Here is a 25,565-nt window from a genome sequence, read left to right as displayed (position 1 = left end):
ACACGGATCACATAGGGATCACGCGGGATCACATGCCCTATTCACTGTTGTCGCGTGTAAACGTCGCCTACGGGTCCGTCGAAAAAATTCGACGGGGATCCCGGACCGCCATTTCCGAGGCTTCCTTGTGGGAATCGAATTTCGCGGCCTAGGGTGACAGCCACACTCCGGTTCGTGTTTCATGCGTGGCCGTCCCCCTCTGCACCCGGACATTCGTGTCCGGGCGTACCGGAAGTGAGCCCCCCATGCCCGAATCCCCGTCCGAGACCGTCTCCGAGGCCGTGGACCCCAGATCGGTCGCGTTACCGTCGTCGGCCTCCCCGACGCCTGGCGCCTCGCCGCCGGCCGAGCCGAGCAAGGCGCCCAAGGTCGCCGCCGCGAGCCTCATCGGCACCACCATCGAGTACTACGATTTCGCCGTCTACGGCACGGCCTCCGCGCTCGTCCTCGGACCGGCGTTCTTCCCCTCCGGCAACGCGACCGTCTCCACCCTCGCCGCGTTCCTCACCTTCGCCGCGGCCTTCCTGTCCCGCCCCCTCGGCGTCGTCCTCTTCGGCACGATCGGTGACCGGCTGGGCCGCCGCCGCGCCCTGGTCGCCTCCCTGCTGCTCATGGGCCTCGCGACGGTCGGCGTCGGCCTCCTGCCGACCTACGAGACCGCCGGACTCCTCGCGCCCGTCCTCCTGGTGACCCTCCGTCTGCTGCAGGGCGTCAGCATGGGCGGCGAGTGGGGCGGCGCGGTCCTGCTGGCCGCCGAACACGCCCCGCCCGGCCGCCGCGCGCTGTACGCCGCCATACCCAACGTCGGTCCCTCGCTCGGCTTCCTGCTCTCCAGCGCCGTCATCCTGCCCACCCTGAACATCGTGGGCCGCGACGGCTTCACGGAGTGGGCCTGGCGTGTGCCGTTCCTGCTCAGCGCGGTGCTTGTCCTGGTCGGGCTGTGGGTACGGACGACGGTGTCGGAGTCGCCGGTGTTCAAGGGCTCGTCCCCGGCGGCGTCCCCGGCGTCCCCCGCCTCTCCCGGATCCGCGGGGTCCCCGGCGCCGCGCTTTCCGCTCGGGACGCTCCTCGCGCGCCACCCGCGCCGGCTGCTGCTCGGCACGGGCGCGGCGATCGGCGGCTCGGCCGTGTACTACCTGACGATCGTCTACAGCCTGTCCTACGGTCCGAAATCGCTCGGCATCCCGCAGAACACGATGCTCACCGCCGCGAGCGTGGGGGCGGCGGCCGGGATCGCGATCACGCTGCCCGTCGCGCGGCTCGCCGACCGGATCGGGCGCCGGCCGCTGATGCTGGCGGGCGCGGCCGGCTGCGTGGTCTGGTCCGTTCCCATGTACGCGTCTCTCAGCACGGGCGACGGGTTCGTCATCACCGGCGCGTACACGGTCGGGCTCATGCTGCTCGCCCTGATGTTCTCCCCGGCGGCGGCGTTCCTCGCGGAGCTGTTCCCGGCGAGGTTGCGGTACACGGGGGCGTCGGCGGCGTTCATCCTGGCCAACACACTGGGTGGCGGCTTCGCTCCGCTCGTCGCGACCTGGCTGAACAGCCAGTGGTCGTCGCCGCTGGTGCTCGGGTTCTACACGGGTGGGTTGTGCCTGGTGAGTCTGCTGTGCGTGTGGGCGCTGCCGGAGACCCGTGAGGACGACTTCACGTCCTGACGGCTTGAGCGGGGTGCGTTGTCGGGTGCGGGTCCGGTGGGGCTTCTCGCGCAGTTCCCCGCGCCTTCAGGGGCGCGGGGAACTGCGCGAAGCCCCCACCGGACCCGCACCCGAACGGACTTACGGCGAGGCAGGCGGATACAAGGACCGCGGCAGCCGCGACGCCGCGGCCGCGTCCAGCAGCCACAGGGTCCGCGACCGCCCGTACGCACCCGCGGCCGGCGCCTGGATCTCCCCCGCACCGGACAACGCGATGGCCGCGGCCGCCGCCTTGTCCTCCCCGGCGGCGAGCAGCCACACCTCACGCGCGGCGCGGATCGCGGGCAGCGTCAGCGTGACCCGCGTCGGCGGCGGCTTCGGCGCGCCACGCACGCCCACCACCGTCCGCTCGGTCTCCCGTACGGCCGGCGACTCGGGGAAGAGCGAGGCCACATGGGTGTCCGGCCCGACCCCGAGCATCAGCACGTCGAACGTCGGCACGGTCCCGTGGTTCTCGGGCCCCGCCGCCCGCGCCAGCTCCTGCGCGTACGCCGCGGCCGCCGCGCCCACATCGGCACCCCACGGCCCGTCCGACGCGGGCATGGCGTGCACCCGCTTCGGATCCAGCGGCACCGAGTCCAGCAGCGCCTCCCGGGCCTGGGTGACGTTCCGCTCGGCGTCACCCTCCGGCAGGAACCGCTCGTCGCCCCACCACAGATCCAGCCGGCCCCAGTCGATCGCGTCCCGGGCGGGCGCCGCGGCCAGCGCGGCGAGCAGCCCGTTGCCGTTGCGGCCGCCCGTGAGGACCACCGAGGCATAGCCGCGCGAGGCCTGCGCGTCCACGACCTTGGTGATCAGCCGGGCCGCCGCGGCCTGAGCCATCAGCTCCTTGTCACGGTGCACGACCAGCTGCGGGGTGCTCACGGCGAGGCCGCCTTCTTCACGGGCGGCATCTGCGCCGGCGTGGGCCGCTCGGAGTCCTCGCCACCGGCCGACCCCGCGGACGCCACGGAATCCGCAGACCTCGACACATCTGCCGAGCCGGACGCGGACGAGCCGGCCGCACTGATCGAACTACCCGAACCAGCCGACCTTGTCGGCAGAGCCGGAAGCGCCGGCGGCAACGCCGCCGAGGCCCCCCGTCCCGCAGCGCCGTCCAGCTCGGAGGCCGCCCCCGCCGAGCCGGCCGCGGGCGACAACGCCCCGCCCAGCCGGTCCACCCCGAACCGCAGCGCCGACGCGTACGTGTCGTCGGGGTCGAGCCTGCGCAGCTCCTCCGCCAGCAACTCGGACGTCTCGCGGCGCTTCAGCGCGACCGCCCGGTCCGGCTGGCCCTCCAGCGTGAGGAGGGCGAGCCCCCCGGCGGGGCGGTACAGCCGGATGGGACCGGTGCTGGTGAGCATCCGCACCTCGTTGAGGCCCGGCCCGGCCGACACCCCCCGCCGTACGTGGACGTGGAGGCGGTCCGCCAGCCACATCGCCAGCAGCTCCACGCTCGGGTTGTACTGCTCGCCCTGCACCTCCGCGGAGATGACCTCGCAGTCCACCTGGTCGAGCGCGGCGGCCAGCATGGAGCGCCAGGGGGTGATCCGGGTCCAGGCCAGATCCGTGTCGCCGGGCTCGTAGTTGTCGGCGCGGCTCCGCAGCTCCTCGATGGGCTTCTCGGCGGCGTAGCTGTCGGTCACCCGGCGCTGGCCGAGCGCGCCCAGCGGGTCGCGGGCCGGGTCGAGCGGCGCGTTGACCGGCCACCAGACGACCACCGGCGCGTCCGGCAGCAGCAGGGGGAGCACGACCGACTGGGCGTGGTCCGCGACCTCGCCGTACAGCCGCAGGACGACCGTGTCACCGGTGCCGGCGTCCGCGCCCACCCGTACCTCGGCGTCGAGGCGGGACTTCGTGCGGTCCCGGGGGGAGCGGGAGACACGCTTGATGACCACGATCGTGCGCGAGGGGTGCTCGCGGGAGGCGTCGTTGGCGGACTTGAGCGCGTCGTACGCGTTCTCCTCGTCCGTCACGATGACCAGCGTGAGCACCATGCCGACCGCCGGGGTCCCTATCTCCCGGCGGGCCTTCACCAGCGCCTTGTTGATCTTGCTGGCCGTGGTGTCCGTGAGGTCCGTCTTCATGGCCGGCGCCAGCTCCGTCCGTCTCGTTGCAGCATCTGGTCCGCCTCGACGGGACCCCAGGTGCCCGCCTGGTACTGCGCGGGCCTGCCGCTCTTGTCCCAGTACTCCTCGATCGGGTCGAGGATCTTCCAGGACAGCTCGACCTCCTCGGTGCGCGGGAAGAGGTTCGAGTCGCCGAGCAGGACGTCGAGAATGAGACGCTCGTACGCCTCGGGCGAGGACTCGGTGAAGGACTCGCCGTAGGCGAAGTCCATCGACACGTCCCGGATCTCCATCGACGTGCCGGGCACCTTGGAGCCGAAACGGACCGTCACGCCCTCGTCGGGCTGGACGCGGATGACGATCGCGTTCTGGCCCAGTTCCTCGGTGGCGGTGGAGTCGAAGGGGGAGTGCGGGGCACGCTGGAAGACCACCGCGATCTCGGTCACCCGGCGGCCGAGGCGCTTGCCCGTCCGCAGGTAGAACGGGACGCCCGCCCAACGGCGGTTGTCCACCTGCACCTTGATCGCCGCGTAGGTGTCGGTCTTCGACTTGCGGTCGATGCCGTCCTCTTCGAGGTAGCCGATGACCTTCTCGCCGCCCTGCCAGCCGGCCGCGTACTGCGCGAACACGGTGTCCCGGCCCAGGTCCTTCGACAGCTTCACCGCGCCGAGCACCTTGGTCTTCTCGGCGGCGAGCGCGTCCGCGTCGAAGGAGGCGGGCTCCTCCATGGCGGTCAGCGCCATCAGCTGCAACAGGTGGTTCTGGATGACGTCACGGGCGGCGCCGATACCGTCGTAGTAACCCGCCCGGCCGCCGATGCCGATGTCCTCGGCCATGGTGATCTGCACGTGGTCGACGAAGGACCGGTTCCAGATCGGCTCGAACATCGTGTTGGCGAAGCGGAGCGCCAGGATGTTCTGGACGGTCTCCTTGCCCAGGTAGTGGTCGATGCGGAAGACCTGGTCCGGGGCGAAGACCTCGTGGACGACCTTGTTGAGATCCTCGGCCGACTCCAGGTTGTGCCCGAACGGCTTCTCGATGACCGCGCGCCGCCAGGAGCCGCTGCTCTGGTCGGCCAGACCGTGCTTCTTCAGCTGCTGGATCACCACCGGGAACGCGGACGGCGGCACGGACAGGTAGAAGGCGAAGTTGCCGCCCGTCCCCTGCGCCTTGTCCAGCTCCTCGATGGTGTCGCGCAGCCGCTCGAAGGACTCGTCGTCGTCGAAGGTGCCCTGGACGAACCGCATGCCCTGGATGAGCTGCTGCCAGACCTCCTCGCGGAAGGGCGTGCGCGCGTGCTCCTTGACCGCGTCGTGCACCTCCTGCGCGAAGTCCTCGTTGGCCCATTCCCGGCGTGCGAAGCCGACGAGCGAGAAGCCCGGCGGCAGCAGTCCGCGGTTGGCGAGGTCGTACACGGCAGGCATCAGCTTTTTACGTGACAAATCGCCTGTGACGCCGAAGATGACCAGGCCCGACGGCCCCGCGATACGCGGGAGCCGTCGGTCCGCGGCGTCACGCAGCGGATTGCTGCTCGACAAGGTGTTCAGCCCTCCGAGGGTGCGAGGCGCCGAAGCTCCGCCTCGGTCGACTTGAGCAGGTCGTTCCAGGACGCCTCGAACTTGTCGACGCCCTCGTCCTCCAGGAGCTGGACGACCTCGTCGTACGAGATCCCGAGCTTCTCGACCGCGTCCAGCTCGGCACGCGACTGCTCGTACGTCCCGGCGATCGCGTTGCCGCGGATCTCACCGCTCTCGGCGGTGGCCTCCAGCGTGGCCTCCGGCATGGTGTTCACCGTGTTCGGCGCGACCAGCTCGTCGACGTACAGCGTCGACTTGTACGCCGGGTCCTTGACGCCGGTCGAGGCCCACAGCGGACGCTGCTTGTTGGCGCCCGCGCTCTCCAGCGCGCTCCAGCGGTCGGTGGAGAAGACCTCCTCGTACGCCTGGTACGCCAGACGCGCGTTGGCGACGCCGGCCTTGCCGCGGGCGGCCTTGGCCTCGTCGGTGCCGAGGGCGTCGATGCGCTTGTCGATCTCGGTGTCCACGCGGGACACGAAGAAGGACGCCACCGAGTGGATCTTCGACAGGTCCAGGCCCCGCTCCTTGGCCTTCTCCAGACCGGCCAGGTAGGCGTCCATGACCTGGCGGTAGCGCTCCAGGGAGAAGATCAGCGTGACGTTGACGCTGATGCCCAGACCGATGACCTCGGTGATGGCCGGCAGGCCGCCCATCGTGGCCGGGATCTTGATCAGGGTGTTCGGGCGGTCCACCAGCCAGGCCAGCTGCTTGGCCTCGGCCACCGTCGCCTTGGTGTTGTGCGCCAGGCGCGGGTCGACCTCGATGGAGACCCGGCCGTCCTGGCCGCCGGTCGCGTCGAACACCGGGCGCAGGATGTCGGCGGCGTCCCGGACGTCCGCCGTCGTGATCATGCGGATGGCTTCTTCGACGGTGACCTTGCGGGCGGCGAGGTCGGAGACCTGCTGCTCGTAGCCGTCACCGCTACTGATCGCCTTCTGGAAGATCGACGGGTTGGTGGTGACGCCCACGACGTGCTGCTGGTCGAGCAGCTCGGCGAGGTTGCCGGACGTGATGCGCTTGCGCGACAGGTCGTCCAGCCAGATCGCGACGCCCTCCTCGGAGAGGCGCTTGAGTGCGTCTGTCATGGAAATTCCATCTCCTACGTGTCGTGTGTAGAGCGTCAGCGCTGAGCGGCTGCGAGTGATTCCTGCGCGACCGCGGCCACGTTCTGCGCGGTGAAGCCGAACTCCTGGAAGAGGACCTTGCCGTCGGCCGAAGCGCCGAAGTGCTCCAGCGAAACGATGCGGCCGGCGTCACCGACGTACTTGTGCCAGGTCAGTCCGATACCGGCCTCGACCGCGACACGCGCCTTGACGGACGGCGGCAGAACGCTCTCCCGGTACCCCTGGTCCTGCTCCTCGAACCACTCCACGCACGGCATGGACACCACCCGCGTGGCCACACCGTCGGCCTCCAGCCGCTCACGCGCCTCGACGGCCACATGGACCTCGGAGCCGGTGGCGACGAGGACGACCTCCGGCGCACCGTTCGACGCCTCGAAGAGCACGTAACCGCCCTTGGCGGCATTCTCGTCGGCCTCGTACGTCGGCACACCCTGACGGGTCAGCGCCAGACCGTGCGGGGCGCCCTTGCCGAACTCCTTGGTCCAGCGCTTGAGGATCTCGCGCCAGGCGATCGCCGTCTCGTTGGCATCGGCCGGGCGGACCACGTTCAGGCCCGGGATCGCCCGCAGCGAGGCCAGGTGCTCGACCGGCTGGTGGGTGGGGCCGTCCTCGCCGAGACCGATGGAGTCGTGCGTCCACACGTACGTCACCGGCAGATGCATCAGCGCCGACAGGCGTACGGCGTTGCGCATGTAGTCGGAGAACACCAGGAACGTGCCGCCGTAGATACGGGTGTTGCCGTGCAGCGCGATGCCGTTCATCTCCGCGGCCATGGAGTGCTCACGGATGCCGAAGTGGATCGTGCGCCCGTAGGGGTCCGCCTCCGGCAGCGGGTTGTCCGCGGGGAGGAACGACGACGTCTTGTCGATCGTGGTGTTGTTGGAACCGGCGAGGTCGGCGGAGCCGCCCCACAGCTCCGGGATCACCGCGCCCAGCGCCTGGAGGACCTTGCCGGACGCGGCACGGGTCGCCACCGACGTGCCCTCCTCGAAGACGGGCAACGCTTGCTCCCAGCCCTCGGGCAGCCGGCCCGCGACCACCCGGTCGAACAGGCCGGCCCGTTCGGGTGAGGCGGCACGCCACTCGGCGATCCGCCTGTCCCAGGCGGCGTGCGCCTCGGCGCCCCGGTCGAGTGCCCGCCGGGTGTGGGCGAGCACGTCGTCGGCGACGGCGAAGGTCTTCTCCGCGTCGAAGCCGAGGACCCGCTTGGTGGCGGCGACCTCGTCCGCGCCGAGCGCCGAGCCGTGCGCGGCCTCGGTGTTCTGCGCGTTCGGCGCCGGCCAGGCGATGATCGTGCGCATCGCGATGATCGAGGGGCGCGAGGTCTCCTCCCGCGCGGCCAGCAGCGCGTCGTGCAGGGCGTGCACGTCGATGTTGCCGTTGAACGCGGGGTCGATCCGCTGGACGTGCCAGCCGTACGCCTCGTACCGCTTGAGCACGTCCTCGGAGAACGCGGTGGCCGTGTCGCCCTCGATGGAGATGTGGTTGTCGTCGTACAGGAAGACCAGGTTGCCCAGCTGCTGATGGCCCGCCAGCGACGAGGCCTCCGCCGAGATGCCCTCCTCCAGGTCGCCGTCGGAGACGATCGCCCAGATGGTGTGGTCGAACGGGGACGCCCCCTCGGGCGCGTCCGGGTCGAACAGACCGCGCTCGTAGCGGGCGGCCATCGCCATGCCCACGGCGTTGGCGACGCCCTGGCCCAGCGGACCGGTGGTGGTCTCCACACCGGCCGTGTGCCCGTACTCGGGATGGCCCGGCGTCTTCGAACCGTGCGTCCGGAACGCCTTGAGGTCCTCCAGCTCCAGCTCGTACCCGGCGAGATGGAGCTGGGTGTAGAGGGTCAGCGAGGTGTGGCCGGGGGAGAGGACGAAGCGGTCGCGGCCCGTCCACTCGGGGTCGGCGGGATCGTGTCGCATCACCTTCTGAAAGAGCGTGTACGCGACGGGCGCGAGGCTCATCGCCGTACCCGGGTGCCCGTTGCCGGCCTTCTGCACGGCGTCGGCGGCCAGCAGGCGGGCGGTGTCGACGGCGCGCCGGTCGAGTTCTGTCCAGTTCATGTTCAAGAAGTCCTCGCTGAGACGGCGGAATTGGTCTAGCGCATTCAAAAGTAAAAGTCTGACTTTTGATGGGGTAGGTCGTCGTGTGCCAGCCTTCGGTGAAACTGGGACACCGACGACGCGGCGGCGAGGACATGACGGAAAGAGACTTCCCGGACGGCGACCGGATCAAGACCTTCCCTTTCCCCGTCGACGACGGCCTCTCCGGTGTCGGGATGCGGGTGGGCCCGATGGACGACGGTGAGCTGTGGCGCGCGGACATACCCCTGGAGGGGGTCCACCGCATCGACTTCCACGTGGTGCTGCTGTTCGACGACGGTCCGGTGCGCCACATGGTCGACTTCACCGAGTACGAGGTGGGCGCGGGCGACCTGTTGTGGATCCGTCCGGGGCAGGTGCATCGATTCTCACGCGTGAGCGAGTACCGCGGGAGGGCCCTCACCATGCAACCGGGCTTCCTGCCCCGCGCCACCGTCGAGGCGACCGGCCTCTACCGCTACGACCTGCCGCCGCTGCTTCGCCCCGGCAAGGAGCAACTGACGGCCCTGCGCGCCTCGTTGGCCCAACTGGAACGCGAGTACGCCGACGCGACCGCGCCGACCGCCACCCTGCCGCTCGGTCTGCACGCCGCCGTGCTGCGGCACTGCCTGACGGCCTTCCTGCTGCGCCTGGCCCATCTCGCCGCCGCCTCGGCCGAGTCGGCGAGCCGGCCCGACGACACGGCCTTCACCCGCTTCAGGGACGCCGTCGAGCGGGGGTTCGCCGGCAACCACAGCGTCAGCGCCTACGCCGACGACCTCGGCTGCTCCCGCCGCACCCTCGTCCGCGCGGTCCGCGCCGCGACCGGCGAGACACCCAAGGGGTTCATCGACAAGCGGGTCGTCCTGGAGGCGAAACGGCTGCTGGCCCACACGGATCTGCCGATCGGCCGCGTCGGCGCGGCCGTCGGATTCCCCGACGCGGCCAACTTCTCCAAGTTCTTCCATCTGCACACCGGGACCACGCCGGTGGCGTTCCGGGCGGAGATGCGGTGACGCGCGACGAGGGGCGGGCTCCACGCCGTGGAGCCCGCCCCTCGCCCAAGCCGTCCGTCAGCGGCCGAAGTTGAACCAGTTCACGTTCACGAAGTCCTGCGACTGCCCGCTCGTGAAGGTCAGATAGACGTCATGGGTGCCGGTGACCCCACTGATGTTCGCCGGCACCGTCCGCCAGGACTGCCAGCCCCCGGTGCCGGCGATCGAGAAACTGCCCACCGGCGCGTTCGACCGGCTGTCGAGCCTGACCTCGACGAGGCCGCTCACCCCCGAGTTGGCGCCGGAGGCCACGCGGGCGACGAACTGCCTCGCGGCCGTGGAACCGAAGTCGACGTCTTGGAACAGTGCCCAGTCGCCGTTGGCCAGCGCGCCGATGTTCTGACCGCCGCCGGAGTCGGTCGTGGCCTCGGTGAGGGTGCCGCTCTGGCTGTCGTACGACTCGGCCTGGATGGCGCTGTACGCGTCACGGGTGCCCGTCGGGGGCGGGGTGGTCGTGCCGCCACCGGCCGACAGCACCTGCACGTAGTCGACGACCATGGGGACGCCGGAGCGGGTGTCGCCGTCCAGGCCGCCGCCGAACGCGTCCGGGAAGGCGCCGCCCATCGCCACGTTGAGGATGATGAAGAAGCCGTGGTCGGTGGCGTTGGACCAGGTGGTCGCGTCGACCTGGTTGGCGTTGACCGAATGGAACTGTGTGCCGTCGACGGAGAACCGGATCGTCTCGGGGGTCACCGAGCGGTCCCACTCCATGGTGTACGTGTGGAAGCCGGACTGGCAGGTCGTGCCCGGGCACACGGTGGAGTTGCCGATGCCGGTCGTCTCGTTGCACGGGCCGCCCGGGTTGGTGCCGCAGTGGATCGTGGCCCAGACCTGGTTGCGGCCCTGCACGTTCTCCATGATGTCCAGCTCGCCGACGCTCGGCCAGTTCTGGTAGTTGCCCCGGTAGGGAGCGCCCAGCATCCAGAACGCCGGCCAGTAGCCCTCGGCGGCCGTCCCGGTCACGTTCGGCATCTGGAGCCGGGACTCGACCCGCAGTTTGCCGCCCGCCGGGGGCTGGAAGTCGGTGCGCTTGGTCTCGATCCGGCCGGACGTCCACCTGCCCGCCGAGTCGCGGACCGGGGTGATGCGCAGGTTGCCGTTGCCGTCGAGGGAGACGTTGTTGGTGCTGTTCGTCATGGTCTCGACTTCGCCGGTGCCCCAGTTGGCGGGGCCGCCGGGATACGAAGTGCCGGTCGCGTACTGCCAGTTGGAGGTGTTCACGCCGGTGCCGGCCGTGCCGTTGAAGTCGTCGACGAAGACCTGGGTCCATCCTGCGGGCGGTGTGGGGGCGGCGCCCTGCGCGGTCGTCGCCCACGCCGTGGCCAGCGCCAACGCGCCGGCCATGGCGAGGAACGCGCGCCTGAGCGTGCGGGGACGTCCGAGGGGTGTGCCGGAGGGTTCACTCATAGCGGCCTCTTCGGGTGTACGGAGTGAATGCGCGGGTGGGGGGAGCGCTCCGTGGAGTCCCGTCCTGAGAGCGCTCTCAAGAAGAGCGTGCGGTCAATGTGCGCTCCGGCGCTGCGGCCGTCAAGAGTTAAAGCGGAGAAAGTCCTTGCGCGAGGGGCGAGTTCACCCTGTGAAGATCGGCCGTTGTCGGGTGGTGTCCGGCCCAGGAATGGGGGCCGGCGCCGCCGACGGCGCCCGATGTCCGGCCGCGGACGCGCAGGGCCGGGCTTTCGGTTCGCCCGGCTCCACGAAGAATCGTGTCGCTCTGCGGGGCCGGACGCGGCGGTGACGTCCCGCGGCGAGCGCAACTGCTCCGGCGACCTGAACGGCGATGTGCCGGCGAACAATTCGATGGCTCCGTCGGCGAGGCCCCGCTACCTTCCCCTCATGGCGATGACTCATGGCACGTGCACGGACAGGTTCGCCGCAGTGCGCGAGGCGCTGTCGGCCTCGCTGGACGACAAGGACGTGGGCGCGTCGGTCGCCGTCTTCGTGGACGGTGAGCCGGTGGTCGACCTGTGGGGCGGATACGCCGACGCGGCGCGCACCACACCGTGGGAGCGCAACACGCTCACCCATGTGTGGTCCACCACCAAGACGATGACCGCCCTGTGCGTGCTGATGCTCGCCGACCGGGGCGTACTGGACCTGGACGCGCCGGTGGCGACGTACTGGCCCGAGTTCGCGGCGGCGGGCAAGGAGAACGTACGCGTCAGCCATGTGCTCGCGCACACGGCCGGCCTGCCCCGCTTCGAGGCCCCCACGACGCTGGAGGACCTGTACGACTGGCCGACCGTCACCTCGCGGCTCGCCGCGCAGGCACCGGCCTGGGAGCCGGGCACCGGGGCCGGCTACCACGCGCTCACCCAGGGATATCTGCTCGGGGAGATCGTCCGCCGGGTCACCGGCCGCAGCCTCGGCACCTTCCTCGCCGAGGAGGTCACGGGCCCGCTGGGGGCCGACTTCCACATCGGGCTCGCCGCCGAACACGACCACCGGGTGGCGCCGATCATCCCGCCGCCCTCCTCCCCGCCCCGGAGCGGTCCGCCGCCCAACCCGGAGGTCCCGGAGGGCGCCGCCAACACGACCGCCTGGCGCCGCGCCGAGATCCCGGCCGCGAACGGTCACGGCAATGCCCGCTCGGTGGCCGCCGTGCAGTCGCTGCTGGCCTGCGGTGGCGCGGCGCGCGGGGTGCGGCTGCTGTCGGAGAAGGGGTGCGAGCGGGTTCTGGAGGAACAGTTCGACGGCGTGGACAGCGTCCTGGGCGTGCCGATGCGCTACGGCATGGGCTACGGGCTGAACGGCGGCCAGCTGCCCAACCCCCGCACCTGTTTCTGGGCCGGCTGGGGCGGCTCGATCGTCCTGGTCGACTTCGACGCCCGGATGTCCGTGGCGTACGTGATGAACCAGATGATCGACGAAGGGCTCTCCGACGACCGGGCCTTCGTGCTTCTCGCGGCCGTCTACGAGGGCCTGTCGGCCTGAGCCCGACGCCTCACCCGCACATCCCTCACGAGGGGGACGAGCCCCGGCCCGGGATCAGTGACCCCCGGCGGGGCTCGTCCGGCTGCCAGCCCAGGGCGCGGGAGATCCCGCGTGCCGCCACCCGTACGGCGGGTGTCAACACCGGTACCTGGGCACCTGCCTGGGGCACCACGACCGAGACGGCCGCGACGACGCCACCGCCGGGGCCGCGTACCGGCGCGGCCACCGACAGCGCGTCCTCGGTGACCTGACGGCTGCTCACGGCCACGCCCGTGCGCCTCACCTCGGCGAGGACGCGCCGCAACCGGGGCGCGTCGATGATCGTGTACGGCGTGAACGAGGCCAGCGGCCCCTGGCAGTAGGTCTCCTGGGACACGGTGTCGCCGTGGGCGAGGAGCGCCAGGCCCACCCCGGTGGCGTGCAGGGGCCAGCGGGCGCCGACCCGGATGTGGACACCGACGGCCGAGCGCCCGGAGAGCCACTCGATGTAGACGACGTCGTCGCCGTCGCGCACCGCGAGCTGCACGTTCTCGTGCGTGGCCTCGTACAGGTCCTCCAGGTACGGCAGTGCGATCTGGCGCAGCGCGAGCCCGCGCGGGGCGAGCGCGGCCAGCTCCCACAGGCGCAGGCCGACGTGGTAGGTCCCGGACGCGTCCCGCTCCAGGGCGCCCCACTCGGTGAGCGCGCCGACCAGCCGGTGGGCCGTGGTGAGGGACAGCCCGGCCCGGCGGCCGATGTCGCTCAGGGAGAGCGCCGGGTGCTCGTGGTCGAAGGCGGCCAGGACGGCCAGGAGCCGGTCCGGCGCGGAGCGGGCGGCTCCCGTGGACGTGGGCGCGGCCGTCCGGGGCGCGGTCCCCGGCGGCGACGGCTGCCGGGGGACGGGCCCCGGCCACGGGAGCGCGTCGGCGGTCATCGGCATGGCGTCACCCCAGTCCGGCCTCGGCGACCTTCTGCAGCAGTACGTGGAGGGTCTCGCGCTCGTCGGCGTCGAGGGGTTCCAACAGCTCGTTCGTGACGCGTTGTCCCGCCTCGTCGGTGTCCCGCAGGAAGGCGCGGCCGTTCTCCGTCAGGACGACGATCCGGCTGCGGCGGTCGTCGGGGGCGGGGCGCCGCTCGGCGAAGCTCAGCTTCTCCAGGTCGTCCACCAGGCCGACGATCGCGCTCGGGTCGTACCCGAGCGACGCGCTCAGCTCACGCTGGAGTGCCCCGGGGGACGTGGCCAGGAAGCGCAGCAGCGCGTAGTGCCGCAGCCGCAGCCCCGACTCCTGGAGGGAGGAGTTGAACAGCTGCCCGGACCGCATCCCCAGGCGGTACAGCAGATAACCCGTGTCCGCGTGCAGGGCGCGCATCCAGGGCTCGCGCGCGTCGATCGGGGCGGCGTTCTGCGTCTGCTGGCGGGCGATGGCGGGCTCCCGTGGTCGAGGCCCCGGGCAGGGGGCGTGCCGGTGTTCCGTCCCAGCATGACGCAACGCCCGGAGAACAACAACTATTGACGTCAACAACTATTGCTCTTAGCTTCGATCTCACAGCCGCAGTCGGCGGACGTTCGTCAGCGTCCGTCGTCGCACCCCCACCGAAGGGATCCCCTCGTGCCCAGCATCGATCTCACCGGCAAGGTCGCCGTCGTCACGGGCAGTGGCCGTGGCCTCGGTCTGGCCTACGCACAGGCCCTCGCCGCCGCCGGCGCCTCCGTCGTCGTCAACGACATCGACGAGGCCGTGGCCGAAGCGGCCGTGAAGTCCCTCACCGAGGCGGGCGGCAGGGCCGTGGCCGAGGTGGTCCCGGTCGGCACGACCGAGGCCGCCGACCGGCTTGTGGGACGCGCGGTGGAGGAGTTCGGGCGGCTCGACATCCTGGTCACCAACGCCGGCATCCTGCGCGACAAGGTGCTGTGGAAGATGTCGGACGACGACTTCGACGCGGTGATCACCACCCACCTCAAGGGCACCTTCACCTGCGCCCGCGCCGCCGCGATCCGCATGCGCGAGCAGGGCGAGGGCGGCTCCCTGATCCTCGTCGGCTCCCCGGCCGGCCAGCGCGGCAACTTCGGCCAGACGAACTACGCCGCCGCCAAGGCCGGCATCGCCGCCTTCGCCCGCACCTGGGCGATGGAGCTGGGCCGCGCGAACATCACCGTCAACGCCATCGTCCCGGTCGCCGCCACCGCGATGACCGAGACCATCCCGGTCTTCGCCCCGTACGTCGAGGCGCTGCGCGAGGGCAAGCCGTTCCCGGACTTCCTGCGCAAGGGCGAGGGCTTCGGCACCCCCGAGGACTGCGCGGCCCTGGTCCCCTTCCTCGCCTCCGAGGCGGCGCGCGGTGTCACCGGCCAGGCCATCGGCATCGGCGGCGACAAGGTGGCACTCTGGTCGCACCCGCAGGAGATCAAGACGGCGTACGCGAACGGCGGCTGGACCCCCGAGGCCCTGGCCGACGTGTGGCCGACCTCCCTGGGCGCCGAACCGCAGACCGTGGGCGTCCCCGCCCCGAAGATCCCGGAGGCGTGATGAGTGCCGCGCAACCCGTCATGAACGTGGACGAGCTGGTCGCGATCGACGTCCACACCCACGCCGAGGTGTCCTCCAAGGGCAACGCCTCCCTGGCCGACGACCTGCACGACGCCTCCTCGGCGTACTTCAAGGTCGAGGGCAAGCGGAAGCCGACCCTGGAGGAGACGGCCGCCCACTACCGCGAGCGGAAGATGGCCGCCGTGATCTTCACGGTCGACGCCGAGTCCGCGACCGGCACCGAGCCCGTCCCCAACGAGGAGGTCGCCGAGGCGGCCGCCGCCAACGCGGACGTGCTGATCCCCTTCGCCTCCATCGACCCCTTCCGCGGCAGGGCGGGGGTCAAGCGGGCCCGCCGGCTGGTCGAGGAGTACGGGGTGAAGGGGTTCAAGTTCCACCCCAGCATCCAGGGCTTCTTCCCCAACGACCGCTCGGTGGCCTACGACCTGTACGAGGTCATCGAGGAGACGGGCACGATCGCCCTCTTCCACACCGGTCAGACGGGCATCGGGGCCGGGGTACCGGGCGGCGGCGGCATCCGCCTGAAGTACTCCAATCCGCTGCACGTCGACGACGTGGCCGCCGACTTCCCGCATCTCAAGATCATCCTGGCGCACCCGTCCTTCCCCTGGCAGGACGAGGCGCTGGCGGTCGCCACGCACAAGCCGGGCGTGCACATCGACCTGTCCGGCTGGTCGCCGAAGTACTTCCCGCCGCAGCTCGTGCAGTACGCGAACACCCTGCTCAAGGACAAGGTCCTCTTCGGCTCCGACTACCCCGTCCTCACCCCCGACCGCTGGCTCGCGGACTTCGCGAAGCTGCCGATCAAGGACGAGGTCAGGCCGAAGATCCTGAAGGAGAACGCCGCCCGGCTGCTCGGACTGACGAAGCCATGACCGTGGCCGTCACGACGAAGCCATGACGAGACCGTGAGGGACACCCCCATGTGCAACGACGGACAGGGGCACAGACATGCGCAATGAGGGACTGGGATCGTGGCCCGCCCGCCGTGCCCGCAAGACCCCCCGGCGCACCGCGCTGATCCACGGCGACACGAGCCTCACCTACGGAGAGCTGTACGAGCGCACCACGCGCCTCGCCCACGCCCTGCGCGCCTCCGGCGTGCGCCGCGGCGACCGCGTCGCCTACCTGGGGCCCAACCACCCCTCGTACCTGGAGACGCTGTTCGCCGCCGGCACGCTCGGCGCGGTCTTCGTCCCGCTCAACACCCGCCTCGCGGGCCCCGAGATCGCCTACCAGCTGGCGGACTCCGGGGCCAAGGCACTGGTGTACGGGCCCGCTTTCACCGGGCTCGTCGCCGGGCTGCCCGGCGACGGCACCGATGTGCGGACGTTCCTGGAGACCGGCGCGGAGTACGAGGCGCTCCTCGCCGGGGCCGAGACCGAGCCGATCGACCAGCCCGTCACCGCCGACGACACCTGCATCATCATGTACACCTCGGGGACGACGGGCCGCCCCAAGGGCGCGATGCTCACCCACGGCAACATCATCTGGAACGCCGTCAACGTGCTCGTCGACCAGGACGTCATCGCCGACGAACGCGCTCTCGTCTCCGCCCCGCTGTTCCACACGGCCGGGCTGAACATGCTCACCCTGCCCGTGCTGCTCAAGGGCGGCACCTGCGTCCTGGTCGAGTCCTTCGTCCCGGACGCCACCTTCGACCTGATCGAGCGCCACCGGGTCACGTTCATGTTCGGCGTGCCGACCATGTTCGACCAGATCGCCCGGCACCCGCGCTGGGCCGACGCCGACCTGTCGTCGCTCAGGATGCTGTCCTGCGGCGGTTCCCCGGTGCCGACCCCGCTCATCGCCCGCTTCCAGGAGCGCGGACTCACCTTCCTCCAGGGCTACGGCATGACGGAGGCGGCCCCCGGCACCCTCTTCCTCGACGCCGAGCACGCCGTCAGCAAGGCCGGCTCGGCGGGTGTGCCGCACTTCTTCAGCGATGTGCGGGTCGTACGGCCGGACATGACGCCGGTCGACATCGACGAGCCCGGCGAGGTCGTGGTCCGCGGACCGCACGTCATGCCCGGCTACTGGGGCCTGCCCGAGGAGACGGCCGCCGTCTTCGCCGACGGCTGGTTCCGCAGCGGGGACGCCGCCCGCGTCGACGAGGACGGCTACGTCTTCATCGTCGACCGCATCAAGGACATGATCATCTCCGGCGGCGAGAACATCTACCCCGCCGAGATCGAGGACCAGCTCCTCGCCCACCCCGACATCGCCGAGTGCGCGGTCATCGGCATCCCCGACGACAAGTGGGGCGAGGTGCCGCGCGCGGTCGTCGTCCCGCGCGAGGGCCGCGCCCTGGACGCCGACGAGGTACTGGCCTCCCTGGCCGGGCGGCTCGCCAAGTACAAGATCCCGAAGTCGGTGGTGATCGCGGAGGAGCTTCCGCGCACCGCCTCCGGAAAGCTCCTCAAGGCCCGGGTGCGCAAGCGCTACGGGACCGACTCCTAGACGCACCCACTCCCAGACAAGGAACGCCCCATGAGCATCACCGTGAACGGCATCGACGAGCTGAAGAAGCTCGCGGGCAGCGACCTCGGCACCAGCGAGTGGATCGAGGTCACCCAGGAGCGCATCGACACCTTCGCCGACGCGACCGGGGACCACCAGTGGATCCACGTCGACCCCGAGAAGGCGGCCGAGGGCCCCTTCGGCGCGCCGATCGCCCACGGCTACCTGACCCTGTCGCTGTTCATCCCGCTGTTCACCGAACTGCTGGACGTCGAGGGTGTGTCGACGAAGGTCAACTACGGCCTGAACAAGGTGCGGTTCCCCTCGCCGGTCAAGGTGGGGTCCAAGATCCGCCTCGTCGGCCGGCTGGCCTCGGTGGAGGACGTGCCGGGCGGGGTGCAGATCACCGTCGACGGCACGATCGAGATCGAGGGCGCGGCCAAGCCGGCGGCCGTGCTGCAGAGCCTGTCCAGGTTCTACGCGTAGGGGGGCGTGGGGAACCGTGGGACCGTCCTGGCGGTCACGCGGTTCCCCCAACGCCCTGTCAGGCCCTGGTGTTCACCGTATGTCCACGAACACCGGGTTGGAGTAGAACCACGTGTCCTCCCACGGGTTCCCGTCGCCCGGCGCGTGCGGGATCGGGCCGTGCGGGTCCACGGACGCGCCCAGGTGACCCGCCCCGTTGCGCCTGCCGTCACTGCCCCGCAGACGGAGGTAGAAGGACTCGTCCCCGGCCGTGACCGGGATGCGCAGGGTGTACGTGCCCTTGCGGCCGCTCACGTCCTTCGTGTGGACGACCTTGGTGGCGGGGGCCTGCCAGGCGTCCCGGTCGGTCACCGGGCCGCGCACCGCGCCCCGGATGACGTCGACATGGGCCAACTCGGGCAGGATTCCCTGGGCGTTGGGGCGCGACGCGCTCGTCACGGTCACCTCCAGGGTGAGCTTCTCGCCCTTGCGGACCCGCAGCCGGCCGCCCAGCGTGACGCCCCGGCCGGGGCTGCGGTCCCGCTTCACGCGGACGTCGAGGCCGTCGAGCAGATGGCCGTGGTCGACCCAGACACGGCCCTCGCGCAGGCCCCTCATCACCGCGCGGTACCCGTAGCGGGTCACGCCCACGTGGGTGCGGCTGAACTGGCCGGGCCAGAAGTCGCTGCCGGGCTGCGGGGCGTCGGTGTTCACCGGGTCCGGCAGCTTGCCGGTGTTGTCGAAGTTCTGCCCGGCCGGCCAGTCGCCGTTCCTCCAGGTGTCGAAGACGATCCGGTGGGCGTCGGAGTTGGTGGTGATCGAGAACAGCCTGCCCTCGGCCAGCATGGCGTCCCAGAGGCCGCCCACCGTCGCCGTCGCCCAGTCGAAACCGCCGTACGTGAGGAACGCCTGCGCCGGGTAACCGGGCCAGGACTGGGCCGACGGCTTGTTCTCGTACTCGCCGCGTATCGAGGTGGCCCCCCGCCAGCCGGGGAGCGCCGCGCCCTGGGCGCCCGGCGCGCCCTCCATGCCGATCATGATCTCGGGGGCAGCGTCCCGCCAGTTGCGCAGCTCGTGCGGGGAGTCGATGCCGAGGCGCAACGGGTGGTTGGCGAGGACCAGCACGTCGTCCACGTAGCCGGAACGGCGTTGCTCGGCCAGCCACTTGATCGCGTTCACCGCGTGCGCCTCGTTGCGGGCGGTGTCCGCGCCGCCCGCGGAACCGTCCGTGTAGTTCAGCAGCTTGCCGTCGTAGGCGCGCTCGAAGCGGGTGAGGAGGTCGACCTCGTTCCGGCCGGGCGTCGTGAAGACCGTGCAGTGCTCGGCGGCCGGGATGTACCACTCCAGGCCCTGGAAGATCAGCTGCCGGGGGTTCTCGGCCCGTGCCTTCAGGATCTCCTTGTGCTCCAGCGCGGCCCCGAAGTCGGCGTGCCCGAAGTTGGAGTGCTCGGTGAACACCATCCAGTCGAGGCCGTACTTCGCGCCCGCGGCGGCCAGTTGGGAGAACGTGTACTTGGCGTCGTGGCTGTAGACGGTGTGGATGTGGTGGTCGCCGACGAGGTAGGCGAGGCGCGGGTCCTCGCCGCCGTAGGGGCGGGAGGCGGCGGAGGCCGGTGCCGCGAGGGCGCCCGCGGAGCCCATCGCGAACGCGGCGCCGAACAGGCCCGCGCCGCGCAGGAGCCCACGGCGCGACACCCCCTGTGCGTCGAGGTCGGTGGCGGAGACGGACGGATCGGCCCAGGTGGGCAGCTGTTGCTCGGGTGTGCCGGAGAGGTCGGACATGATCGGTGTTCTTCCTTCGCGTCTCAGTGGTTCATGAACGACTCGACGGGCAGAGCCCGTGCGACGATGCGGACGTCACCGAGACGCCCGTGCAGGATCTGGTCGATCTTCCCGGCGTACTCGTAGCCGCCGAGGATCCACGGCAGTCCGACCGAGGTCAGCCCGACGGCCCTCGCCTTGGGGTTGCGCACGACCGGGCAGCCCTGGACGTAGAGCGTGGTGCGCTTGCCGTCGTTGACGACGGCGAGGTGCCACCACGTCTCCAGTGGGGTCTCCTGCCCCCAGTTGGTCGCGATGCCCTGCTGGTCGAGCGGGCGCACCGCCCACTGCGGCTCCCGGTCGTTCGAGAGCGACAGCGTGGCCAGCGGCTCGTCGGGGTCGTCGGCACTCTTGCCCGCCGCGCCGCCCGTGCCGGTCCGCCCGAGGAGGCCCGCCCAGGCGTGGTTCGAGGGGTTCCAGTCGGCGGGCAGCCGGTAGAACGCCTCGATGGTGTAACCGTCCCTGAACGTCTCGGAGTTCAGCGGCGCTCCGTCGACCGTCCGCAGATACGCGCCCTTCAGCGGGGGCTTGCCGCCGTGGAACTCCAGGCTGCCGTGGCCGGGCTGGTCGGGGTGGTGGTCGGCGGACCAGGTGAGCGTGCCGCCGCCCACGGTGACCAGAGCGAGATCGTTGCCGTGGCCCGAGCGGTCACGGACCCTGCCGCCGACGGCCGCTCCGTCCTCCTGCCCGTCGAAGCGCCAGTACGCGACCGTGCCCGGCACCAGCATCCGCGCGACCGGCCGCGACGGCCGCGCGGGCACCGGCGCGAAGCCGGCGAACCGCTTGTCGAAGTCGATCTCGACCGTGAACCGGTCGGCGTCGCCGGTGAGTTCGCTCTCCTGCCGCTCCAGCTCGTTGAGCCCCTCGGCGGCCCGGCCCAGGATCCACGGGGAGACCGTCTCCACGTCGATGGTGTTGCGGTCGAGGTCGAAACGGTAGAGGCGGATCATCGCCGCACCGCCGAAGTAGCGGTTCTGGTAGTTCGTGAGATGCAGGTGGACATCGTTGTCAGCGGTGTTCTTCCGCGTCGCGCGCGCCGCCGGCCAGTAGTGCCCGTTGAGGGTGAGGAAGATCTGGTCGTGGTCCTTGACCAGTCGGTCCCACAGCGTCCGCCCGTAGGGGGAGAGGGAGTCGTCCCCGTCGACCAGCTCGTGCGTGGTGAGGACCACCGGGGTCCTCGGATGCCGGGCCAGGACGTCCTTCGCCCAGGCGAACCCCTTCGCGGACAGCCGCCAGTCCAGGGCGAGCACCATCCACTCCCGGCCGCCCGCCTCGAACAGGTGGAAGGAGTTGTAGCCGTCCGGCGAGGCCCCGCCGAAGGTGGGCCGGCCCTCGAAACGGTCCGGCCCGAACTCGTCGAGGTACGGAGTCGGACCCCGCTGGTCGTCGGTGGAGGAGCGCACGTCGTGGTTGCCCGCGAGGACGCTGTAGCCGACGCCCTTGCGGTCGAGCAGCCGGAACGCGCCGCCGATCGCCGCGGTCTCCCGCGCGGTGCCGTTCTGGGTGAGGTCGCCGAGGTGGGACAGGAACACGATGTTCTCCTCCTCACCGTGCTCCAGGAGGTACTTCAGGGACGCCTCGACGGGCTTGTCGTCGATGCTCGGTCCGTCGAAGAGGTACTGGGTGTCGGGCATGACGGCGAGCGTGAAGCGGCGGCTTCCGGGGTCGGGCTTCGGGCGCCGGGGTGCCGCCTGTGCCGTGGCGGTGGGCAGCGCGACGGTCGCCGCCGCGCCCAGCAGGGCCGTGGCGCGCAGGAAGTTGCGTCTGCCCGAGTGGGCGTGGGCAGACTCCTGCCCCGGTTCGTGCGAGGTGCACACAGTTACTCCGTAGAGGGTTCGTGGGTCAGAGTGCCCGCAGCGTCCACGACCAGCGGTGGACGCCCGTCGGGACGAGATACGGGGGCGAGGTGTCCGGACCGCAGGAGGCGGTGCCGAGGCCGCGGTGCGCCGCGTCGATGTGGACCACGCAGCCCGGCCGGGGTGTCAGTTCGTCGTGGTGCCCGGCGGCCGCCAGGTCTCTCGCCCGGTGCCGGGTGACCGAGACCTGCCGGGGGCTGTCCAGCCGTACCGACAGGGCGTGGCCGCCGCCGGAGAGCGTGAAGTGCCGGACACCGTGCCGGCCTCCGCTCTCCTGCGGACGCAGATAGGGGGTGAACAGCGCGTCCACGCCGGCGACGTGGTGTCCGACGGGTGCTCCGGCCGCCCGGTCCGGGTAGCTCTCCCAGGGGCCCTGCCCGTACCAGGCGAGCTGGTCGAAACCGTCCGCGGTCTCGAACACCGTGCCGACGCGGGCCACGTCCGTCAGCTCCTCGGGCAGCACCGCCGTCTCCTCCACGAGGACCCGGCCGTCCACCAGCGCCGTGCACGCCTGCTCGTGCTCGACGACCCCGGCGCCCGTCGCCCAGCGGGACCGCACCCGCACGGTGGACCCCTTGCGCTCCACGGCGACCAGCTCGCGCTCGGCGCGGTCCAGCCCCCACGCGCGCCAGCGCTCGGCCATGCCGCCGAGGACGTCGTTGTCGGTCGGGGCCCGCCACAGGCTCAGGACCGGCGGGGAGGCCAGCAGCGGGTGCAGCAGCAGCCCGGCCCCGTCCGTCTCCGGCGGGGGGACGTGCCCCGGATCCTCCTCGGCGCCCACCACCGGCTCGCCCTCCTCCGCCGGGTACCAGCGGACCTGCGGACAGCACACCTCGGTGCCGCGCGGGGCCCAGGGCTCGTCGGCGGCCGTCGTCACCCGCAGGGTCAGCCAGACCTCGCCGGCCCCGCCCGCCGGCTCGGGCCGGTCGATCACCGCCGAGCCGCCGGGCGGTACGTCCGGCAGCTGGGCCGGCAGGGTCCAGGTGCCGCCGTCGGCCGCCGCGAACTCCCACTCGGCGGCCAGCCACGAGAGGTCGCGGAAGTGCTGCCGGTTGTGCACCCGCAGCACCCGCCAGGTGCCCTCGCCCTCCACGGACAGCCGCACCGGGGCGGCGATCTCCCGGTGTTCGAACATCACCGGCTTGGGCGTGCGGTCGGGGAAGACCACCCCGTCGGCGATGAAGGCGCCGTCGTGGACCGTCTCGCCGAAGTCGCCGCCGTAGGCCCAGCGCAGGCCGGGTCCGGCGACGCCGTTCTCGTACAGCCCGGCGCCCCCACGCCCGGCCGGTCGTCCGTCGTTCACACGCTGGAGGATGCCGTGGTCCCAGAACTCCCAGATGAACCCGCCCTGAAGACCGGGTGTGGCCTCGATGGCCGCCCACGTGTCGGCGAGAGTGCCGTTGCTGTTGCCCATGGCGTGCGAGTACTCGCACTGGATCAGCGGCCTGGTCTGCTCGCCCGACAGCGCGTGCGCCACACAGTCCTCGATGGGCGCGTACATCGGGCAGGCGATGTCGGAGGCGTCGTCCGTCGCCGCCCAGTCCAGCCTGGCCGCCCCCTCGTACTGCACCGGCCGCGTCGGATCGTGCCGCCGCAGCCAGCCCGCCGCCGCGTCGTGGTTCGCGCCGTAGTCGGACTCGTTGCCCAGCGACCAGACGATCACCGACGGGTGGTTCCGGTCGCGCAGGACCATCCGGGAGACGCGGTCCACGAAGGCGCTGAGATAGCGCGGGTCGTCGGCGATCTCATGGGCGTGGTCGTGGGACTCGATGTCCGCCTCGTCCACCACGTAGAAGCCCAGTTCGTCCGTGAGGTCGTACAGCGCCGGGTCGCCCGGATAGTGGGAGGTGCGGATCGCGTTGAAGCCGAACCGCTTCAGTGTCAGCAGGTCCGCGCGCATGTCCTCGTACGACACCGTCCGCCCCGTCAGCGGGTGGAAGTCGTGCCGGTTCACGCCCCGGACGTAGACGCGCTCCCCGTTGACCAGCAGGTCCCGGCCGCTGATCTCGACGTCGCGGAAGCCGATCCGGTGGTGGGAGGTGTCGGCGACCGTGCCGTCCGCGCGGTGCAGCCGGACGGTGAGGCCGTACAGCTCGGGGGTCTCGGCGGTCCAGGTCCGCACGTCGGGGACGATCGTGCCCATACGGGCCTCGCCGAGGAAGTCGGAGACCCGGTCGTCCTCGGCGTTGAGGCGGTCGAACCCGGTGTCCTGGACCAGCTCCAGGCCGTCCAGCTCCCCGCTGACGTACCACCCGGCGGGCAGCGCGCCGGTCCCCGTGCCCGCCGCCGAGCGCACCCGGCAGTCCACCCGCAGCTCCCCGTCGCGGCTCGCCCGCACGCCCACGTCCGCCAGATACAGCGGATCGGTGGCGTACAGCAGCACCGGGCGGGTGATCCCGCCGAGCCACCACTGGTCCTGGTCCTCGATGTGCGAGGCGTCGGACCACTTCACCACCGTGAGCCGCACCGTGGCCGGCCGGCCGGGCCGGACCAGTGCGGACAGGTCGAACTCGGCGGCCAGATGGGAGTCCTTGGAGAGCCCGGCCGGCCGCCCGTCGACATGGACGAGCAGCACGCTCTCGGCCGCCCCGACGTGCAGGACGATCCGGCGTCCGGCCCAGTCGGCGGGTATGTCGACCTCCCGCTCGTACACACCGGTCGGGTTCTCGGGCGGCGAGTCGGGCGGGAACTGAGGCCACGGCATACGGACGTTGGTGTACTGCGGCGGGTCCTGCGCCACCTGCAGCGCCCAGGAGCCGGGGAGTTCGGCCCACGACCAGCCGGGGCCGGGCTCCCGGTCGGGCGAGGGCAGCAGCTGGAACCGCCACCGGCCGTCGAGCGACAGGGCCCGGTCGCGCCGGTCGACGGCGTTCATGGGCAGCCGCCGCCAGGAGGTCACCTCGGGTGTTTCCCAGGGGCGCAGGGCGAAGAGTGCGTCGGTCATGACCGTTCCGGGGTTGGGGGCGAGGAGGGGGAGGCGGCCGGCCGGGGCAGGACACGGCCCCGCAGGCCCCAGGCGGGGTCGACGGGGATGCCGAGCCGGTCCAGGACGGTGGGGGCGAGGTCGACGAGGCGTGGCGCGTCCAGCCGGGTACCGGCGGGCGCACCGGGCTCGGCGAGGATCACGAACACCTCGCGCTCGGCGCGGGTGTCGCCGCCGTGGCCGCCGGTGTCGAGGTGCCCGTGGTCGGTGGTGACCAGGACCGTCCAGCGCTCGTCCGCGCGGCGGGTGTCGCGGCGGCGGGCCGCGATCGCGTCGAGCAGCCGTCCGAGGTGGGCGTCCTGGGCGAGCAGCGCCCGGTCGTACGCGGGACCGAGGGGGCCCGCCGAGTGGCCGGCCTCGTCGGTGGCGCCGAAGTACACGAACAGGGCGTCCGGGTCGTCCTCGGTGAGCCAGCGCTCGGCGGTGTCGGCGACGAGGCGGTCCGCGTCCTCGTACCCGCCCGACTCGCCGTCGTGCACCACGCGCATGCCGACGGCCGGGCCGAGGGTGCCCCGGCGCACCAGCTCCGGCCAGGACACCACGGCCGCCGTCCGCAGTCCGCGCCGCGCGGTGGCGGCACGGCTGAGGAAGTCGGGGTGGCGGGCGTAGTCGGCGCCGGCGAAGTCGTTGCCGCTCACGCCGTGCCGGTCGGGCCACACCCCGGTCAGCACGCTGGACCAGCCGGGACCGGAGTCGGTGTAGGCCATGCTGGTGGACGGTCCGCCTTCGGCCCGGCCGTCCACCTCGCCGTAGGGCAGCAGGCTGCTGCCGTGGGTGCCCGCGGCCATCAGGCCGTGCAGCACGGGCGCCGTGGCCGGCGGGCGGGGCGGGCCCGCCGTGGGCCGGGACAGGGGCAGCCGGTCGTAGCGCAGCCCGTCCATCCCGACCACGAGCACCTTGCCGCGCCCCGGCCCTCCGGCGCCGTCGGGGTCCGCCATCTCGCAC

At 71.6% G+C, this 25,565-nt stretch carries 19 protein-coding genes; 7 read left to right on the top strand and 12 right to left on the bottom strand.

Annotated elements, in window-relative coordinates; genetic code table 11:
• Positions 1-245: 245 nt before the first annotated feature.
• Positions 246-1,658 carry an MFS transporter gene (locus STRBO_RS0128645; protein ID WP_005477910.1) on the top strand — a complete coding sequence of 471 codons (1,413 nt, stop codon included), beginning with the start codon at positions 246-248 and terminating at the stop codon, positions 1,656-1,658.
• Between the two features lie 120 nt (positions 1,659-1,778).
• Here the strand turns inward: STRBO_RS0128645 and pgl are convergent, their stop codons facing one another.
• Genes pgl through tkt form a run of 5 tightly spaced genes read right to left on the bottom strand, consistent with a single transcriptional unit; the run spans position 1,779 to position 8,503 of the window.
• Entirely contained in the window at positions 1,779-2,561 is a 783-nt protein-coding gene (gene pgl / locus STRBO_RS0128640) for a 6-phosphogluconolactonase (protein WP_005477909.1), read from the bottom strand.
• Positions 2,558-3,763 carry a glucose-6-phosphate dehydrogenase assembly protein OpcA gene (gene opcA / locus STRBO_RS0128635; protein WP_005477908.1) on the bottom strand — a complete coding sequence of 402 codons (1,206 nt, stop codon included), beginning with the start codon at positions 3,761-3,763 and terminating at the stop codon, positions 2,558-2,560. Before opcA ends, pgl begins: the two co-directional genes overlap by 4 nt.
• A complete protein-coding gene (gene zwf / locus STRBO_RS0128630; RefSeq protein ID WP_028796898.1) occupies positions 3,760-5,283 on the bottom strand; it encodes a glucose-6-phosphate dehydrogenase in 1,524 nt (507 codons plus the stop codon). The genes opcA and zwf overlap by 4 nt, the downstream gene beginning before the upstream one ends.
• 5 nt (positions 5,284-5,288) lie before the next feature.
• Positions 5,289-6,407 carry a transaldolase gene (gene tal / locus STRBO_RS0128625; RefSeq protein ID WP_005477905.1) on the bottom strand — a complete coding sequence of 373 codons (1,119 nt, stop codon included), beginning with the start codon at positions 6,405-6,407 and terminating at the stop codon, positions 5,289-5,291.
• A 35-nt stretch (positions 6,408-6,442) separates the two neighbouring features.
• Positions 6,443-8,503, bottom strand: coding sequence for a transketolase (gene tkt, locus STRBO_RS0128620; protein WP_020115208.1), 2,061 nt, complete (start codon positions 8,501-8,503; stop codon positions 6,443-6,445).
• Positions 8,504-8,637: 134 nt separating this feature from the next.
• On the opposite strand from tkt, the gene STRBO_RS0128615 reads away from it, so the two are divergent.
• A complete protein-coding gene (locus tag STRBO_RS0128615) occupies positions 8,638-9,537 on the top strand; it encodes a helix-turn-helix domain-containing protein (protein ID WP_020115207.1) in 900 nt (299 codons plus the stop codon).
• Between the two features lie 57 nt (positions 9,538-9,594).
• Here STRBO_RS0128615 and STRBO_RS0128610 read toward each other — a convergent pair whose 3' ends face one another.
• Positions 9,595-10,983 carry a glycoside hydrolase family 16 protein gene (locus tag STRBO_RS0128610; RefSeq protein WP_005484768.1) on the bottom strand — a complete coding sequence of 463 codons (1,389 nt, stop codon included), beginning with the start codon at positions 10,981-10,983 and terminating at the stop codon, positions 9,595-9,597.
• A 426-nt stretch (positions 10,984-11,409) separates the two neighbouring features.
• Here STRBO_RS0128610 and STRBO_RS0128605 point away from each other — a divergent pair, with 426 nt between their 5' ends.
• Positions 11,410-12,507 (top strand): EstA family serine hydrolase, encoded by a 1,098-nt coding sequence (locus STRBO_RS0128605; RefSeq protein WP_028796897.1) that lies wholly within the window; start codon positions 11,410-11,412, stop codon positions 12,505-12,507.
• Between the two features lie 25 nt (positions 12,508-12,532).
• Here the strand turns inward: STRBO_RS0128605 and STRBO_RS0128600 are convergent, their stop codons facing one another.
• Together STRBO_RS0128600 and STRBO_RS0128595 are read right to left on the bottom strand one after the other, a co-directional pair.
• Positions 12,533-13,426, bottom strand: coding sequence for an IclR family transcriptional regulator (locus tag STRBO_RS0128600; RefSeq protein WP_005484766.1), 894 nt, complete (start codon positions 13,424-13,426; stop codon positions 12,533-12,535).
• 4 nt (positions 13,427-13,430) lie between these two features.
• Positions 13,431-13,856: a MarR family winged helix-turn-helix transcriptional regulator gene (locus tag STRBO_RS0128595; protein WP_005484765.1), complete on the bottom strand. Its 426-nt coding sequence runs from the start codon at positions 13,854-13,856 to the stop codon at positions 13,431-13,433.
• 240 nt (positions 13,857-14,096) lie between these two features.
• Between STRBO_RS0128595 and STRBO_RS0128590 the strand changes: the two genes are divergently transcribed.
• The 4 genes from STRBO_RS0128590 to STRBO_RS0128575 all read left to right on the top strand — a co-directional run bounded on the left by STRBO_RS0128590 (position 14,097) and on the right by STRBO_RS0128575 (position 17,981).
• Positions 14,097-15,014: an SDR family NAD(P)-dependent oxidoreductase gene (locus STRBO_RS0128590; RefSeq protein WP_005484764.1), complete on the top strand. Its 918-nt coding sequence runs from the start codon at positions 14,097-14,099 to the stop codon at positions 15,012-15,014.
• 20 nt (positions 15,015-15,034) lie between these two features.
• Entirely contained in the window at positions 15,035-15,910 is an 876-nt protein-coding gene (locus tag STRBO_RS0128585; protein ID WP_028796896.1) for an amidohydrolase family protein, read from the top strand.
• Between the two features lie 76 nt (positions 15,911-15,986).
• Positions 15,987-17,495 carry an o-succinylbenzoate--CoA ligase gene (gene menE / locus STRBO_RS0128580; protein ID WP_005484761.1) on the top strand — a complete coding sequence of 503 codons (1,509 nt, stop codon included), beginning with the start codon at positions 15,987-15,989 and terminating at the stop codon, positions 17,493-17,495.
• A gap of 30 nt (positions 17,496-17,525) precedes the next feature.
• Positions 17,526-17,981: a MaoC family dehydratase gene (locus STRBO_RS0128575; protein WP_005484759.1), complete on the top strand. Its 456-nt coding sequence runs from the start codon at positions 17,526-17,528 to the stop codon at positions 17,979-17,981.
• 72 nt (positions 17,982-18,053) lie between these two features.
• Here the strand turns inward: STRBO_RS0128575 and STRBO_RS0128570 are convergent, their stop codons facing one another.
• Genes STRBO_RS0128570 through STRBO_RS0128555 form a run of 4 tightly spaced genes read right to left on the bottom strand, consistent with a single transcriptional unit; the run spans position 18,054 to position 25,558 of the window.
• Positions 18,054-19,742 (bottom strand): PHP domain-containing protein, encoded by a 1,689-nt coding sequence (locus STRBO_RS0128570; protein ID WP_005484758.1) that lies wholly within the window; start codon positions 19,740-19,742, stop codon positions 18,054-18,056.
• Positions 19,743-19,765: 23 nt separating this feature from the next.
• Positions 19,766-21,598, bottom strand: coding sequence for a LamG-like jellyroll fold domain-containing protein (locus tag STRBO_RS0128565; protein WP_005484757.1), 1,833 nt, complete (start codon positions 21,596-21,598; stop codon positions 19,766-19,768).
• 25 nt (positions 21,599-21,623) lie between these two features.
• Entirely contained in the window at positions 21,624-24,581 is a 2,958-nt protein-coding gene (locus tag STRBO_RS0128560; protein ID WP_005484756.1) for a glycoside hydrolase family 2 TIM barrel-domain containing protein, read from the bottom strand.
• The gene (locus tag STRBO_RS0128555) at positions 24,578-25,558 is read right to left on the bottom strand and encodes an alkaline phosphatase family protein (protein WP_020115206.1); all 981 of its coding nucleotides are present in this window, start codon (positions 25,556-25,558) and stop codon (positions 24,578-24,580) included. Before STRBO_RS0128555 ends, STRBO_RS0128560 begins: the two co-directional genes overlap by 4 nt.
• Positions 25,559-25,565 lie beyond the last annotated feature (7 nt).

The sequence above is a fragment of the Streptomyces bottropensis ATCC 25435 genome, assembly GCF_000383595.1.
In the GTDB taxonomy this organism is placed as follows: domain Bacteria; phylum Actinomycetota; class Actinomycetes; order Streptomycetales; family Streptomycetaceae; genus Streptomyces; species Streptomyces bottropensis.
This window is presented reverse-complemented; position numbering and strand designations above follow the sequence as displayed.

Bases quoted from the DNA above. Each gene is read 5' to 3' on its own strand.
- STRBO_RS0128645 (WP_005477910.1), top strand. From the start codon at position 246: ATGCCCGAATCCCCGTCCGAGACCGTCTCCGAGGCCGTGGACCCCAGA.
- opcA (WP_005477908.1), bottom strand. From the start codon at position 3,763: ATGAAGACGGACCTCACGGACACCACGGCCAGCAAGATCAACAAGGCG.
- tal (WP_005477905.1), bottom strand. From the start codon at position 6,407: ATGACAGACGCACTCAAGCGCCTCTCCGAGGAGGGCGTCGCGATCTGG.
- tkt (WP_020115208.1), bottom strand. From the start codon at position 8,503: ATGAACTGGACAGAACTCGACCGGCGCGCCGTCGACACCGCCCGCCTG.
- STRBO_RS0128615 (WP_020115207.1), top strand. From the start codon at position 8,638: ATGACGGAAAGAGACTTCCCGGACGGCGACCGGATCAAGACCTTCCCT.
- STRBO_RS0128610 (WP_005484768.1), bottom strand. From the start codon at position 10,983: ATGAGTGAACCCTCCGGCACACCCCTCGGACGTCCCCGCACGCTCAGG.
- STRBO_RS0128605 (WP_028796897.1), top strand. From the start codon at position 11,410: ATGGCGATGACTCATGGCACGTGCACGGACAGGTTCGCCGCAGTGCGC.
- STRBO_RS0128600 (WP_005484766.1), bottom strand. From the start codon at position 13,426: ATGCCGATGACCGCCGACGCGCTCCCGTGGCCGGGGCCCGTCCCCCGG.
- STRBO_RS0128595 (WP_005484765.1), bottom strand. From the start codon at position 13,856: ATGCGCGCCCTGCACGCGGACACGGGTTATCTGCTGTACCGCCTGGGG.
- STRBO_RS0128585 (WP_028796896.1), top strand. From the start codon at position 15,035: ATGAACGTGGACGAGCTGGTCGCGATCGACGTCCACACCCACGCCGAG.
- menE (WP_005484761.1), top strand. From the start codon at position 15,987: ATGCGCAATGAGGGACTGGGATCGTGGCCCGCCCGCCGTGCCCGCAAG.
- STRBO_RS0128575 (WP_005484759.1), top strand. From the start codon at position 17,526: ATGAGCATCACCGTGAACGGCATCGACGAGCTGAAGAAGCTCGCGGGC.
- STRBO_RS0128570 (WP_005484758.1), bottom strand. From the start codon at position 19,742: ATGTCCGACCTCTCCGGCACACCCGAGCAACAGCTGCCCACCTGGGCC.
- STRBO_RS0128560 (WP_005484756.1), bottom strand. From the start codon at position 24,581: ATGACCGACGCACTCTTCGCCCTGCGCCCCTGGGAAACACCCGAGGTG.
- STRBO_RS0128555 (WP_020115206.1), bottom strand. From the start codon at position 25,558: ATGGCGGACCCCGACGGCGCCGGAGGGCCGGGGCGCGGCAAGGTGCTC.